The following is a 14,362-nucleotide window of genomic DNA, read 5'->3' as shown; positions in this document are numbered from 1 at the left end:
GCAGTCGGACAGCAGCGGGTGGATCACGCGGTCAGCGCGTCGCTCGCACCTGATCGGTCATCCCCGGCGGCAAAATGGTCGGTGAGGACGCGGGCCGCCTCGGCGATGGCTGGGCGCAGGCGGTCCGCCGGGTAGTCAGGCCCGAACAGCATGCGCCGCAACTGTGGCAGAGCCAGACTCCAGTCGACCATGGCGAGAATCAGAAAGACCAGCGTCCTGGGATCACGTTCCTCTGAACCCATCGCAACCTGGGCGGCCCGAACCTTGTCCGCATAGTGTTCGGTGCGCGCCGGTTCGTCGGGAACGAGACCATCCCCCATTTCGAGCGCCTCCCACATCACCAAACGCAGTGCACGCGGGTGCGCCTGGTGGTAGTCGAACAACCGGGCAGCGTAGTTGCCCAGGTCGGACTCATCGAGCGGTACCGCTCGAGCCAGTTCCACCATCGACCGTTCCAGGACTACCGCGAACAATGCCTTCTTGTCGCCGAAGTAGTCGTAGATCGCACGCTTGTTGGCCTTGGCATTGGCCGCGATACGATCCACTCGCGCGCCGGCGATGCCGTATTCGGCGAACTCTGTCGTAGCGGCAGCGAGAATCCTTTCCCTGGTTGCCGCGGAGTCATATGCCACACGACCATCGTAACGAAACAGTTCGTTTCACAGCGTCGGCCCACGCAGGCTCGATTGCCGCGGCAGGCGCGTTCGCACCATTCGGCGGCGGCCATGTCGAGCTGGCGTGCGGCGGGCACGCCCGCTGCGATCACACTCCGGCCCTGCCTACCCGATGGGTCCACTCAGGGAACTCACTGCAACACGACGCTGGGATTGCCGTCGGTCCAGGTGTTCAACAACAGCCGCGACGCGATCCGCCAGCCGGACTCCGTGCGACGCAGCAGATCCCGGTAGCGACCGGCCGCGAGGAAGCGTTCACCGCCGCGAATGTGCTGGGCCAGGTAGTAGCAGCTGTGGGCGGCCTCGTCTCCGGCGATCGTCACGACGTGGTTGGTGACGAAATGTTGTGTCGCATCGAGCCTTTCGATCCCCGGCCGAACCCGTGCGAGGATCTCGGCGGGGCCGGTGCACCGCTGGTCGGCCGCCGAATAGTCCCAGACAGCGTCTGGCGTGAACAGGCTCTCGAACAGCGGCCAGTCGCGATTGTCGAGGGCGGTGGAATAGGCGGTCACTGTGTCGACGACCGCGATCCGGTCGGCGAGCAGGTCTGTCGCGGTGGTCATCTGCGTTCCTGATCAGTAATGGGGATAGGGATGTCGAGACCTCGACTCAGCTCGCTTCGATCGCATGTTCGGGGCAGGCCTGTACAGCGGATACGACCGCCTCGCTGAAGTCGTCCGGTATGTCGGACATCTGGACCTGGGCATAGCCGTCGTCGTTGAGGACGAACACCTGCGGGCAAAGACCGACGCAGACGCCGTGACCACGGCAACGATCCGAGTCGACGAAGACCTTCATCTGGCGCTTCCCTTCACTACATCGAACAACTCAACTCGGCCGTGCCAGGGCGAAGATCGACACGCCGCGTCGTCGCTCCCATATGCGCTGCGGCTCTCAGTGTCTACGGGCTTCGCCCTCTACACAGGACGGCCACTTCCGAAATCTGAGAGAACAATACTCTCGATAGAAGAATATGTTATTCTCGTATGAGAAGAACGTCAACCGGGTAGCTGTCGTCGCACCGAGTCCTCCTCAGAAAGACCATCCACTGTGACCGTCGATCCGGCCTACGCGCAGGCGCCGTTCCACTCGACCACCCGTGATTTCCTCCGACGCACCATGCCTCGCGATGTGCCTCGCGAAATCAGCGACACCGCAACCGGATTCGACCGTGAGCGGTGACGTCGCCGAGCGGAGCTCGGCTGGACGGCCATGCTGGTCCCCGAAACCCTCGGTGGCGGCTCGGTTTCGGGTCGACCGCTAGCAGAATTGGCGCTGGTCGCCAAGGAATCGGCCGTGCTGCGCACCCGGGCCGCCCGCACCGCGGATGGCCCGGTCCAGCTGCTCATGCCGGCAGACGTGACGGGCGTGACGAGAACACCACCGACCTACTGACTGGGAGCGCCGCATGACCATCGAACTCGAATCCGTCGACAGCTTCCGAGACCGCGCCCGCCGCTGGTTGAAGCAGTACCTGCCGCGCACCACGGACTCCTCGCTCGGCCTCTTCGACGAAGCTGTGTGGGCCCGCCACCGCACCCTGCAAAGAATTCTCTTCGACGGCGACTTCGCCGGCATCTGCTTCCCGAAAGAGTATGGCGGCCAGGGTCTCACACGCGCCCATCAGCAGGCGTTCACCGAGGAGTCGCTGGGCTACGAGATGCCGCTGGCGCTGAATGTTCCGACCCTGGCCATCTGCGCGGCGACCTTGCTGGAGCTGGGCACGGAGGCGCAGAAACGCACCCACATTCCGGCGGTGCTGCGCGGAGAAGAACTCCTCGTACAGTTCTTGTCCGAACCTCGGGGCGGGTCCGATCTTGCTGGTTTGACCACACGGGCCTACCGCGACGGCGACGAGTGGATTCTCAACGGCACCAAGATCTGGAGCTCGGGTGCCTATGCCGCCGACTACGGACTGTGCCTGGCACGCACCAATTGGAAGGTACCCAAGCACAACGGGCTCACGCTGTTCCTCGTGCCCACCACCGCCCCCGGCCTGACAATCCGGCGGATCAAGCAGGTCACCGGATCGACCGAGTTCTGCGAAGAATTCTTCGACGATGTCCGACTGCCCGCCGACGCGGTAATCGGCGAGGTCGGCGCAGGTTGGGCAGCCACTTCCCGACTGCTACAGCACGAACGTGCGGCGGTGGGCGGCACCTCCCCCTACATCAGCGGTGAACAGCCCCACCTCGGAGGCGAAGCCAACGCACTCATCGACCTGGCCCGCACCACCGGGTGCCTCGACGACGCCCGCGTGCGGGAGGACATCGGGGCGGCGCGAGCGATGAGCCTCGTCCGCAATCAACTGATCGCACACATCTCCAGTGCGGTCGCTGCGGGCGCACTGCCCCCGGCCGCTGGCTCGATCGTGCGCCTGTTCAGCGCCGAAACCACCTGGCTGCAAACAGATTCCGCGTTGCGGATCGCCGGCACCGCCGCGGTGATCGGCGAGCCGGACGCTCCCGGCAACGGGCAGACAGGCATACATTATCTGTTTCGCAACGCCGCGAGCCTGGGCGGCGGCAGCACCGAAATGGCCCGCAACATCATCAGTGAACGCGTACTGGGCATGCCCCGCGAATACGCCGCCGACCGAGACATCCCATTCGATCAGGTCCCCCGTGGCCACTGAGATTTACGCGATCAACCGCTGTCGCGGCTTGGCCTGTTAAGCGTAGGTTTTCGGCGAAAACCACGACGCAATTGTCGACATCGTCGGAAGTCACCGCGAGTTGGCGACGCGGGCACCGGATCGGATTCGGTGGCACGCGTCGGCGACCCCGGCGTTCGGCCGCGTATTGATCAAGGCTAAGGCCGCGCCGGGCTTGGTCACTATCATTCCGCAACGTCGATAGAACTCGTCCCGGCCGGCTGTGGCGGTGTCGAACTGTCCGAAGATGATCGGCACGCGGGCGCGGCGTGCGGTTCCGACGGCCTCCCGTAGTAGAGCGCGGCCAATCCCGTAACCGCGGTGTTGGGGTACCACCGCGACGGCGCGAATCATGATGGTGTTCAACGCAACCTGAACGACTGCGTGTGGACTGTGCGCAGCTAATTGAAGTGCCAGCGGAATCGGTGGTCCGGCGATCAGGCCGCCGATGATGCGCCCGTCTGCCACCGCGACCAGCGCCATCGTTCGTGCTGCTGCCAGGGCAACGACACCACCACGCCTGAGAGCACTGTGTTCCGACGGCAGGGGGCCACCGTTCAACGCGGCCGAGAGCAATCCGGCGTCGTTGAGGTCGGCAGGGTGCAGTGCGGCAGCGCGAGCGCCGGTGTTGCCCGCCAGCTCATGCCACTGCCGGAACTTCAGCAGTTCGGCGCGGCCTCGGGCACGGCGGATCATCACCTGCTGCCGCTGTCCTAGGTAGGGGTCTGTGGTTGGTGGGGATGCTGAGGGCACGGGAGTCTCCTTGTCGCGGTGGTAGGTCTGGTGTGTTGTGCCGTGATCGGTTGCCGCACCTCGCCGAGCAGTTGAGTGAGCCGTGTGGACGGCTGAGGTGGGGCGGGGTTTCATTGCGGTCGCCAGGTGCTCACGCCGTCGATGTCGGTGACGGATCCGAGTTGCACGTCGGCGAAGTGGAGTCCGAACCCCAGGGTGTAGGGGGCAGTGAGTTCGTCAAGGAGCCATTTGGCGGTGTTCACCGATTGGGCGGGGTCGTCATCGGGTGCTGCGGTCAGGTGCGGGTGGCTGATCTGGATCGGGGTTTGCATGGCGTCCCCGAATGCGATGAGGCGGTGTCCGCGTGAGCTGATCACCTGCAACAACTTCACGATCACCAGCCACACGCCACGACGCTGCCAGCGGCGGAACAACCCGTAGACCGCCGACCAGGACCCGTACTGCGGTGGAATGTCGCGCCATGGGCAACCAACCCGGGTCCGCCACCGGATCCCGTCGATGATCTGCCGTTTCGTCCACTGCGGTGGGCGGCCCACCTTCTTGTTCCGGGGCAGCAACGGTTCCAACCGCGCCCACTGAGCATCGGTCAGGTCCGCTCGCCCCGCCACCGTTACGCTGTTCACGAGGTCTCCGGTAGGTCTCCGGTTTTTCTTGGTCGTTAAACCACCTACCTGAGACCTCACCCATCTACCAACGCGGACAACAGCTTTCACCAACAAGTGAGGGGTGGCACCGCGCATGCCCGTACCCGGGGAAGCGTTCGGCGATCGCTGTAGGCTGGACGGATCTCCACTGGGATCCGTGCTGGATGATCTCACCCGGCGTGGCTTTCCGTCGTGCCCAGCACGCCTTCATACTCTGCGCCAGCTCGGTAACGATCGCGGCCAGAGAGCAGACCAGACCGTCCAAGACATCCTGGCTGCATTTGAACAAGAACGCGCTGGTCAGATCACGTTTCTCGCTGTGGGTCGGATACACCATCGTCTGTAGTTCGCTCCACTTCGGCTGCCTGTAGAACGGTCGCATCAGCGAGCCGTCTTCAGTGAGTACCCGTAGTTGTGTGCTGGGTGCGCGATGGGTCATCGAGTTTCGGGTCTCCCGCATCCACACCACCCAGTCCTCGGGCCCGAACTTCTCGGGATTGAGGACGGGGCCGATCAAATCTAGCTGCCACTGGCGGCCGAGACTGCCGAGCGGAGCGAAGCATTGCTTCGCAGAGCTCGCCGACAGGTCAGCGGCCAGGGTTTCGATTTGCGTCCAGTCGGTCTTCACCACGTCTTTGACGGCGAACCCGCCGATAATGACCAGCGCCGCGGCCACGCGGTCGAGGACTCGGCCCATGTGAAAGAAGCAATGTTCGGCGGCGAGGTCGGCGCGCAGAACCCGCGTCCGGTCGTGTGCCAGAGCAAAATACGAATCCATCCGTTGCTGCGGGGTGATTCCGACGGCGTTGCGTATTGCAGCCTGCGAGGCGGCATCATCCTCGAGCACCGCTTGCCTGTGCTCGCTGGCGGTAAAGGAGGCCGCGTTGAGCGCATCTCCGGCCCCTGCGACGGACTGGATCAGGTAGTCGGCGATCAGGGCGAGGGTCTTCCAGTCGCTGTACCCATTCCACCAGGGGAATCCGCCGCCGCCGGTGACGTCCAACTCGTCGACGAGTTGGTTGGAGAACGCGTTAAGCATCTCGGCGGCGGCTGTTGCACGCTGGGTTGATTCGACCTCGGACATAAACCTGCACGCTACGCGGGCCAAGGCAGGCCAGCGAACGTTTTTCCGCCTGCGCCAGAGCGGGATTCGCGTCGCGACATCCCTGAGTCGTGCGGGCGAAGCTGACGAGTCCCGCTGATACCGTCCGGGACGATCAGCGGAGACGCTGTGTTTGCCGACATGTGCTGGAACGAGTCGTCAACTGGCCGACGCCGGCGCGGCGATCACTCAGCCCGTCACCGGCCACCTGCGGACCACATGCTCGGATGCCTGCCGCGCCTGAGCGTCACGTCGACGTCGGCAAGGGCGGGCCTCCGTGGCACCAACCTCATCAGACGGCACACCTAGCAGAGGCACGCAGTCGAGCACGGGGTCAACTTGAGCCGTCTGCGTCGTCAGATTCGTCTGGTTCGTTCTCGTTGAATTCCGATCGCACGCTGTCGAAGGCGTCATCTTCGTCAGCATCCAACGCACGCCGTTCGGCGTCCCTCGCATCCGCCAAAGCTGAAGCTGCAATGTCAGCAAATGCGTTCAGGGTGGCCTTGTACTCCGGGCTATTCGCCCAGATCTGTACAAGCCCGAGCTTCGAAGTGTCAATCTTGAACGCCGGATTATTTCGGAGTATCTCAACCAGCGGCAACCGTGCGGCATCCAGTTTAACTGCCGCACTATTTCGGAGTAGCTGAGCCAGCGGCAGTCCTGCCACATCGACCTTGAATGCCGGATTGTTCTGATGAAATTTAATAATACTAAGCGCCTCTGAATCCGAATTCAGCGCCGGGGTTACAAGCGAATCAACATACGCTTCAACCGCACCCGCTCGATCGTCCGCCTCTGAAATTGCTTCGTCTGATATTTGGTATTGCAGGTGCTTTTTGGCTCCCGCCAGGAACTGCTTGAGCGAAACCATCAGTACGTCAACACCAGCCTCGTCGCGCATCTCGTTCACCAACTCATACCTCGGCTCGAGTATGTCGCCCGACTTGTCGAGCTCCCACCAATCATACTTATGATCCTCGGTAACGAATACGACACAGCCACGATGGTCGACATTATCCTTCATGTGGTCGATCAATTGCCGCCACACAATATAGTCGCCCGCTTGCCCGAGTTCTGTAGGTTTGTCTCCTACGTCTGCATAGCCTGGAGGTATACGATTGGGGAATCGGAATCGTATAGCATGATTTACATGCTGCTCCATAGCGTATGAGGAGTATGGGGCACCCACCCGACCGGTCAGCAACTCGTCCAGCTGTTCAAGAATGAAGTCCGAAGGCAAGTCGCCTGTATCGAACTTTATCTCGGATCTCAATTGCTGCAGTTCAATATGAAAATCTTCCAAAATTCCGGTCAATTTTTTACGGATGCTATCCATATCGACTCCGAGGACGGCGGGGTCCCACTCTCGTGTCGAGCTGTGACGCTCACGAAACTTCAGAAATTGCGTGACTGCACTTTCCAGGCATGCAATAGCATCGGCCTCGGACTGCCGCAGAGCTGTTTTCAGGTTAGCGAAAGTTTTTCTGTGATCATAGACGGCTTGTTTTCGATTCCTGCTGAATTCGAGGACAACTTGATGCGGGATCCAAATGTCGTCTTTCAGTTTCTCGAAGGTGTCAAGAATCTCAGCGCGCGTGTCTGCCGATATTTGATACAGACGTAGAAGCACATTTGCGTCAACAACGATTAAGGCTTCAGCGAAGAACCGGGCCTCGTCGGGCTTCTCCCCGTCAGACCAAGTAGGGAACTCGTCAACAAATCGGCGTGTCGATTCGGTCACGCTTGAACGTTACACGCTCTCACCTTCCCCATGAGGCCGAAGTGTCATCGCGGGCAGTTCGGCTGAAAACCCCTCTTACGAAACGCCATCGGCGGACCCACCGACCCGCTCTTTCAGCCCGCCTCGACTGACGTACGTGCAGGCATCCGACACAGCCCGCTGAACTGTCCGGTCTTCCAGGCCACAGACAGTCTTCGGAGCAGCGTACGGAGCGCTCTGTCGTCGATCGCGAAGCTGCCAGCACGCATTCGGCCAAGCAAACCCGGTAGAAGCAGGCCAGTTGCCGCACAACCGACCAAAGATCAATGCCACGTGTGTAAGCCCACTCCAAGACCCCCGCTAAAGAAGACCACGCCGAAGAGAGGCAGCTAAGGCGTGCTTCCCTTCGCCCGTAACGGCCTGTTCGTCGAGGAGCACGACTGGCGCGGCGGGACTTCTGAAATGACGGGACGCTGCCGGGACTATGCCGGTACCTGTTGAGTCCCGGCATAGTCCCGGCACCCGCGTTCAGAAATTGGTCAGACCCGCACCTTCGGTGCAGGGCTCTCGCTCTGCCCGGTCCACACTCTCTATGGCTTCGCTGTTCATAGAGAGTGTGGACCGGGCAGAGCGAGAGCCAAATACAAGACAAAGCAAGTAGATTCAGTGAAGGAAAATGGGGTGGGAGACCACAAAAGAAGTGACCACAAAAAGGGGGTTGGGTGCGTGGTTGCGTCAAGTGCGGACGTTGCGTCTAGAGCTGCGCCGCCTACGGCGGCGTGTTCGCGCGTCAGGACGCGCTCAGTGCGGCAGCCAATTCAGGTGTCGACGCTGCGGCACCAGAGCGGGTGATGGACCACAACGGAAGGGTCGGCCCAGTCGGGTACGGTTGGACCCGTGATTTCTGCGGTGGTCTTCGACGTTGGTGAAACGCTGGTCGATGAGACTCGCGAGTACGGCACGTGGGCCGACTGGCTCGGGGTGCCACGGCATACGTTCGCTGCGGTTTTCGGAGCCGTCATCGCAACAGGTCTCGACTACCGCCAGACCTTCCAGGTATTCCGGCCTGGGTTCGACCTCGACCGCGAGCGCCAGGCCCGTGCGGACGCGGGCCAGCCCGAATGGTTCGGCGAGGACGACCTCTACCCCGACGTTCGGCCTGCGCTGACCAAGCTTCGCGAGATGGGGATCTGGGTAGGCGTTGTTGGCAACCAGACAGTGCGGGCCGGTGGGCTTCTGCGAGGACTCGACTTGCCAACCGATTTCATCGCTACGTCCGACGATTGGGGCATTCAGAAGCCCGCACTGGAGTTCTTCGGCAAAGTGATCGAGGCCGCAGGGCATCCGGCCTCAGAAATCATCTATGTCGGCGATCGAATCGACAACGATGTGGCTCCGGCCAAGCAAGCGGGGATGCGAACCGCCTACGTCCGGCGCGGCCCATGGGGCTGGATCCACCGAGCCAAGCAAGAGGTCGCCGAACTGTCTGACTGGCAGATCAGCGACCTAAACGAGCTTCCAGGGATCGTTGGCGCCGAGAATAATCCCGTCCAGTTGTAGTCGTCACACTTCAGTGTGCGCAGTGGCGTGTACACCAAGTACTGGTAGACGCTGCGGGTGCACACTCGATGATGGCCACCTACTTCGAAGCAGGAACCGACCCCGTGGTCGGCTATCCCAGTCGAGTCGTAGGTTCTGGGTGTGAGTTCGTTGTTTTCGTAATGGATTTCGCGAGGAATAATTTCGCGAGGAATAGTGGGGAGGCGGGATGGCTTCGGTTTCGTGGGTGCGAGTGGTGGCGCCTGTCGTAGCGGCGGCGGTGATAAGTACCGGGTTGGCGGTCGTAGTGAATCTGGCGACCGGGGGCGGGCCGTGGTGGTTGTGGGTGGTAGTGGCGGTGTTGACCATGGCCGGTATCGGGGCGTCGTTGTGGCTGTACCAGCGCCAGTCCGGTACGTCGGGACAGAGGTCGCAGGATTCGGTCACCGCCTCCGGCGCGCGGAGTGTTGCCGTGCACGGCAACCCCGCAGGCTCGATCAGTACTGGCGACACCAGAACGCTCGCCCCGCCAACGCCAGCGCCACCGGAGCAGCCGCCGTCGGGTGGGCAGCAGGGCCCGAGTGGAGCGGTCGAACCCGCGCCGGGGTCGGTGACTGCGTCGGGTGAGCGATCGGTCGCGATCGACGGTAACCCTGGCGGTGATATCTCCACAGGCGACAATCATGGGCCTATGTCGGCGTGAGATGGTTCGGATTCGGACGCAAGCGATCCGACGTCTCGAAACCCGCTGCCAGGGCAGCGGGTTTCGAGGCGACTGGCGCGGTGGAGGCTGCGGGTGAGCGTTCGATTGCGATTGGTACTGGGGGCGGGGATTTCGCTGGGACGGTAGTGACCGGTGACCATTCTCAAGTGGTGCAGCTGCCGCCGGAGGCATGGCGGCCGATCGCCGAGGTCGACGCCCCACCTGGGGTGGACAATCTGCCCATGCGGCCGAGCAGGTTCATCGGGCGTGACCACGAACTCGACAAACTCGACACGATCACAACCGGTGCTGGTTCGGTTGTGGTGCGGGCGGTGCACGGCCTAGGTGGAATTGGGAAGAGCACCTTGGTCGCGCATTGGGCCGCGACCCGCGCCCACGGTCATATTCCGATCCGGTGGATCACCGCTGACACAGCCGCCGACGTCGAACAAGGTTTGGCGAAGTTCGCTGCGGACCTGCAACCCGCGCTGGCGCAAGTACTGGCGGTCGAACAGTTGGCCGAGCGTGGCGTGCAGTGGTTGGCGACTCACGCCGGTTGGCTGCTAGTCCTCGACAATGTCAACAACCCCGCCGACATCGCCACGGTGCTGGCCCGCGCTGGCAGCGGACGCATTGTGATTACCAGCCGCCTGTCCACCGGCTGGCAGACAGATACCGCGGTCGTACGCCTGGACACACTGGAACCGGACGAATCTGTACAGCTGCTTACCGGCATCCTCACTGCGGCAGGGCCTCGAGACAATGACGGTTCCGCGGAGTTGTGCTCCGAGCTAGGGTATCTGCCTTTGGCCATCGAGCAGGCCGGGGCGTATCTTGCGCAGAACCCGGTCATCACGCCACAGACGTATCTGCGGCTGCTCACCGACTACCCCGCCGACATGTACGACCGAGCGGCAGTGGGCACCGCACCCGATCGCACCATCGCGCGAGTATGGCGGGTGACCCTCGACCGCGTAGCAGCCGCTGAACCACATGCGGTGGATCTGCTCCGCGCCCTGGCCTGGTACGGGCCCGACGCAATCCCTGCCACCCTGTACCGGAAACTGGCCGATCCGCGGCATCTTGACTCTGCGCTCGGTGTACTCACCGCTTACAGCCTGATCACCCCCGACTCGACCACCGCGAGCATCTCGATCCACAGACTCGTCCAAGCCGTCGCCCGCACCCCCGATCCCACCGACCCCCACCGCGACCCCGACGCCATCCGACACGCCCACGCCCACGCCACTACCGCACTGCATGACGCCCTCCCTGACAGAGACAACCCCACCGCCTGGCGAACCCTCCTACCCCATATAGACGCGCTCATCGGCCATACCAAACACGACGTCCCAAACACCACGGTCGCCGATGTCCTCAACATCACCGCACTGTCCCTGCTCGACCAAGGTTCGTCCATCCGCGCCATCGAATACCTCCACCAAGCCATCGCCCACAACGCAAGCATTCTCGGCACAGACCACCCCGAAACACTGACCTCCCACGGCAACCTCGCCAGCGCCTACCACGCGGCGGGTCGCCTCGATGAGGCCATCGCACTACACGAGCAGACCCTCACCAATCGAGAACGCATCCTCGGCGACGACCACCCCGACACACTGGGCTCCCGCAACAGCCTCGCCAGCGCCTACCACTCGGCTGGCCGCCTCGATGAGGCCATCGCACTACACGAGCAGACCCTCACCGACACCGAACGCATCCTCGGCCCCGACCACCTTGGCACCCTAGGCTCCCGCAACAACCTCGCCACCGCCTACGAGTCGGCTGGCCGCCTCGATGAGGCCATCGCATTACACGAGCAGACCCTCACCGACACCGAACGCATCCTCGGCTCTGACCACCCCCACACCCTGGACTCCCGCAACAACCTCGCCATCACCCACCACGAGGCTGGCCACCTCGATGAGGCCATCGCACTACACGAGCAGACCCTCACCGACCGAGAACGCATCCTCGGCGACGACCACCCCGACACCTTGGACTCCTGCAACAACCTCGCCAGCGCCTACCACGCGGCGGGTCGCTTCGATGAGGCCATCGCACTACACGAGCAAACCCTCACCGACACCGAACGCATCCTCGGCCCCGACCACCCCAACACCCTGAACTACCGCAACAACCTCGCCACCGCCTACGAGTCGGCTGGCCGCCTCGATGAGGCCATCGCACTACACGAGCAGACCCTCACCAACCGAGAACGCATCCTCGGCGACGACCATCCCGACACACTGACCTCCCGCAACAACCTCGCCCTCGCCTACTACTTGGCCGGTCGCCTCGATGAGGCCATCGCACTACACGAGCAGACCCTCACCAACCGAGAACGCATCCTCGGCGACGATCAGCTCAACACACTGACCTCCCGCGACAACCTCGCCAGCGCCTACCACGCGGCGGGTCGCCTCGATGAGGCCATCGCACTACACGAGCAGACCCTCACCAACCGAGAACGCATCCTCGGCGACGACCACCCCAACACACTGGGCTCCCGCCACAACCTCGCCAGCGCCTACCACGCGGCGGGCCGCCTCGATGAGGCCATCGCACTATTCGAGCAGACCCTCACCAACCGAGAACGCATCCTCGGCGACGACCACCCCAACACCCTGAGCTCCTGCAACAACCTCGCCAGCGCCTACCACGCGGCGGGTCGCTTCGATGAGGCCATCCCACTATTCGAGCAGACCCTCACCAACCGAGAACGCATCCTCGGCGACGACCACCCCAACACCCTGAGCTCCCGCAACAACCTCATCCGCGTATATCACGCGGCGGGCCGCCTCGAAGAGGCCATCCCACTATTCGAGCAGACCCTCACCAACCGAGAACGCATCCTCGGCGACGACCACCCCAACACCCTGAGCTCCCGCAACAACCTCGCCCTCGCATACCGTGTGGCCGGCCGCCTCGATGAGGCCGTCCCACTATTCGAGCAGACCCTCACCGACACCGAACGCATCCTCGGCCTCGACCACCCCGACACCCTGGTTGTCCGCGATAATCTCGCGGCGCTTCGGGAACTGCTACGCGGCGAAAGGGCTGAGATGCGTGTCGAGGGCAGGCGCTGGTTCAGGAGATTTCTGCTGTGCCGTGGTCGGCGGCCTTCACCTGGCTATGTGCCACGGTCAGGCTGACGCCGATATCGCAGGCGATAGGACTGCTGCCGACGCAGTTCATCGGCTTCGTCGGCAACACCGGCCGCGGCATCGAGGCGGACCTCGACGTCGGTCGCGCCCAGCGGATGGGCCGCAGCGCCGAGCCGTTTGACGAACCCCTCTGCTCAAGATCGCGCTGGAGTTAGGCGATAACGATGGCTACGACCGTGCCGACTCCGGCGCTTGTAACCGCCTCCCACCACCCAGTATCCCTTGGGGCCAGGGGCGATTCACCGCAATCGGGTCTGGGAATCGATCGCTTTGCGACGCCTACACTTCGCCGACGCGTAGCCGGGATTACCTCCCCACACAACCACCATCGTTCGCCGGGAGTCCCGACTTCGACGGATGCACCCAGAATTCCCATATGCGGCGAATACCACGACCAGACTGGCGCCGAGTGCGTAGCCGACGGCGAGAAACAAACCGATCCATCTTGCGCCGCAACCAAGCACCACGTGGCGGTCTTGTTCATCCAGGCCCTCAGCGCCGAGGTCAGCGGCTGGCAGCGGCAATACGAGCGGTACGAGGACGAACTCGACGACCCGCGATCGCTCGCGCTGCCCGATTGGGCGGCACTGACCAGGCTGGCGGACGCGCTGGTCGCCGCGTCGTGGGACAACTACCAGGGCTGGGGTGATGTCGTCGTCTTCACGGCCTGCACGGCGACACGGATCGGGGAAGTCTCCGGATGCCGTCTCCGCGATATCGACACCGACCAATGGATTTGGCGATTACGCCGCCAGACCTCACCCGGACCAGGCGGACTGAAAGACAAAGGAACGAAAGGCAAACGCTCCCGCAGGATTCCGATCATCGAGGATATTCGCCCCTTGGTGCTCCAACGGATTCAAGCCGCCAACCGGGATCCCGACGCACGGCTTTTCGTCGGCCCCCGCGGTGGACGAATCCAAACCGGAGTGCTGCACAAGGCAACTCACTGGGACAAGGTCGTGGCGAAAGTCGGCTACGAGCACCTGCGTCGGCACGGGCTTCGGCACACCGGGCTCACATGGTTCGCCGACGCTGGCGTACCCCTGCATCGACTCCAGCAGATCGCTGGACACACCGATCCCCGGATCACCCAGCGGTACCCTCCATCCGGACACCGAGGCGCTCCAAAACGACGGCAATCTGCTCTCGCTACACCTACGAGCGCCACAACGGTCCCCAAATGGTCCCCAACTGCGAGCGGTCAACTAACTGCAAATCCCCTCCGACCCAGGTCGGAGGGGATTTCTGCCTGTCGGGCTGACAGGATTTGAACCTGCGACCACCTGACCCCCAGTCAGGTGCGCTACCAAGCTGCGCCACAGCCCGTTGCGCCTGTGTTCGGGCGCTCGGAAAGATTACCTCAGGGGGCGCCCAGACGCCGAATCGCCTGGTTATCGGTGTGGC

13 protein-coding genes and 1 tRNA gene are annotated in these 14,362 nt (G+C 63.0%); 6 read left to right on the top strand and 8 right to left on the bottom strand.

Features of this window, described 5'->3' with window-relative positions; translation table 11 throughout:
• Positions 1-23: 23 nt before the first annotated feature.
• The 3 genes from ACIBW7_RS41385 to ACIBW7_RS41375 form a co-directional block, all read right to left on the bottom strand.
• The gene (locus ACIBW7_RS41385; protein ID WP_397056321.1) at positions 24-632 is read right to left on the bottom strand and encodes a TetR family transcriptional regulator; all 609 of its coding nucleotides are present in this window, start codon (positions 630-632) and stop codon (positions 24-26) included.
• A 173-nt stretch (positions 633-805) separates the two neighbouring features.
• Entirely contained in the window at positions 806-1,237 is a 432-nt protein-coding gene (locus ACIBW7_RS41380) for a nuclear transport factor 2 family protein (protein WP_397056319.1), read from the bottom strand.
• 46 nt (positions 1,238-1,283) lie between these two features.
• Positions 1,284-1,472, bottom strand: coding sequence for a ferredoxin (locus ACIBW7_RS41375; RefSeq protein ID WP_397056317.1), 189 nt, complete (start codon positions 1,470-1,472; stop codon positions 1,284-1,286).
• Positions 1,473-1,886: 414 nt separating this feature from the next.
• On the opposite strand from ACIBW7_RS41375, the gene ACIBW7_RS41370 reads away from it, so the two are divergent.
• Positions 1,887-2,069 carry a hypothetical protein gene (locus tag ACIBW7_RS41370; protein WP_397056315.1) on the top strand — a complete coding sequence of 61 codons (183 nt, stop codon included), beginning with the start codon at positions 1,887-1,889 and terminating at the stop codon, positions 2,067-2,069.
• A gap of 19 nt (positions 2,070-2,088) precedes the next feature.
• Positions 2,089-3,309, top strand: coding sequence for an acyl-CoA dehydrogenase family protein (locus tag ACIBW7_RS41365; protein ID WP_397056384.1), 1,221 nt, complete (start codon positions 2,089-2,091; stop codon positions 3,307-3,309).
• Positions 3,310-3,399: 90 nt separating this feature from the next.
• Here the strand turns inward: ACIBW7_RS41365 and ACIBW7_RS41360 are convergent, their stop codons facing one another.
• The 4 genes from ACIBW7_RS41360 to ACIBW7_RS41345 all read right to left on the bottom strand — a co-directional run bounded on the left by ACIBW7_RS41360 (position 3,400) and on the right by ACIBW7_RS41345 (position 7,567).
• Positions 3,400-4,080, bottom strand: coding sequence for a GNAT family N-acetyltransferase (locus ACIBW7_RS41360; protein WP_397056313.1), 681 nt, complete (start codon positions 4,078-4,080; stop codon positions 3,400-3,402).
• Between the two features lie 110 nt (positions 4,081-4,190).
• Entirely contained in the window at positions 4,191-4,703 is a 513-nt protein-coding gene (locus tag ACIBW7_RS41355) for a transposase (RefSeq protein ID WP_397056311.1), read from the bottom strand.
• Between the two features lie 64 nt (positions 4,704-4,767).
• Entirely contained in the window at positions 4,768-5,808 is a 1,041-nt protein-coding gene (locus ACIBW7_RS41350; RefSeq protein ID WP_397056309.1) for a hypothetical protein, read from the bottom strand.
• 352 nt (positions 5,809-6,160) lie between these two features.
• Positions 6,161-7,567: a PIN-like domain-containing protein gene (locus ACIBW7_RS41345; RefSeq protein ID WP_397056307.1), complete on the bottom strand. Its 1,407-nt coding sequence runs from the start codon at positions 7,565-7,567 to the stop codon at positions 6,161-6,163.
• 876 nt (positions 7,568-8,443) lie between these two features.
• On the opposite strand from ACIBW7_RS41345, the gene ACIBW7_RS41340 reads away from it, so the two are divergent.
• The 4 genes from ACIBW7_RS41340 (at position 8,444) to ACIBW7_RS41325 (ending at position 14,229) form a co-directional block, all read left to right on the top strand.
• Complete coding sequence (locus ACIBW7_RS41340; protein ID WP_397056305.1) at positions 8,444-9,106, top strand: HAD family hydrolase; 663 nt, start codon at positions 8,444-8,446, stop codon at positions 9,104-9,106.
• Positions 9,107-9,314: 208 nt separating this feature from the next.
• Positions 9,315-9,788, top strand: a complete 474-nt coding sequence (locus ACIBW7_RS41335) for a hypothetical protein (RefSeq protein ID WP_397056303.1) — start codon at positions 9,315-9,317, stop codon at positions 9,786-9,788.
• A gap of 167 nt (positions 9,789-9,955) precedes the next feature.
• The gene (locus tag ACIBW7_RS41330) at positions 9,956-12,943 is read left to right on the top strand and encodes a tetratricopeptide repeat protein (protein WP_397056301.1); all 2,988 of its coding nucleotides are present in this window, start codon (positions 9,956-9,958) and stop codon (positions 12,941-12,943) included.
• 176 nt (positions 12,944-13,119) lie between these two features.
• A complete protein-coding gene (locus ACIBW7_RS41325; RefSeq protein ID WP_397056299.1) occupies positions 13,120-14,229 on the top strand; it encodes a tyrosine-type recombinase/integrase in 1,110 nt (369 codons plus the stop codon).
• On the opposite strand, the gene ACIBW7_RS41320 is transcribed toward ACIBW7_RS41325, so the two are convergent.
• A tRNA-Pro gene (locus ACIBW7_RS41320) sits at positions 14,211-14,284 on the bottom strand. The genes ACIBW7_RS41325 and ACIBW7_RS41320 overlap by 19 nt on opposite strands.
• Between the last annotated feature and the right edge of the window lie 78 nt (positions 14,285-14,362).

This window comes from Nocardia sp. NPDC049526 (assembly GCF_044465765.1).
GTDB lineage: Bacteria > Actinomycetota > Actinomycetes > Mycobacteriales > Mycobacteriaceae > Nocardia.
This window is presented reverse-complemented; position numbering and strand designations above follow the sequence as displayed.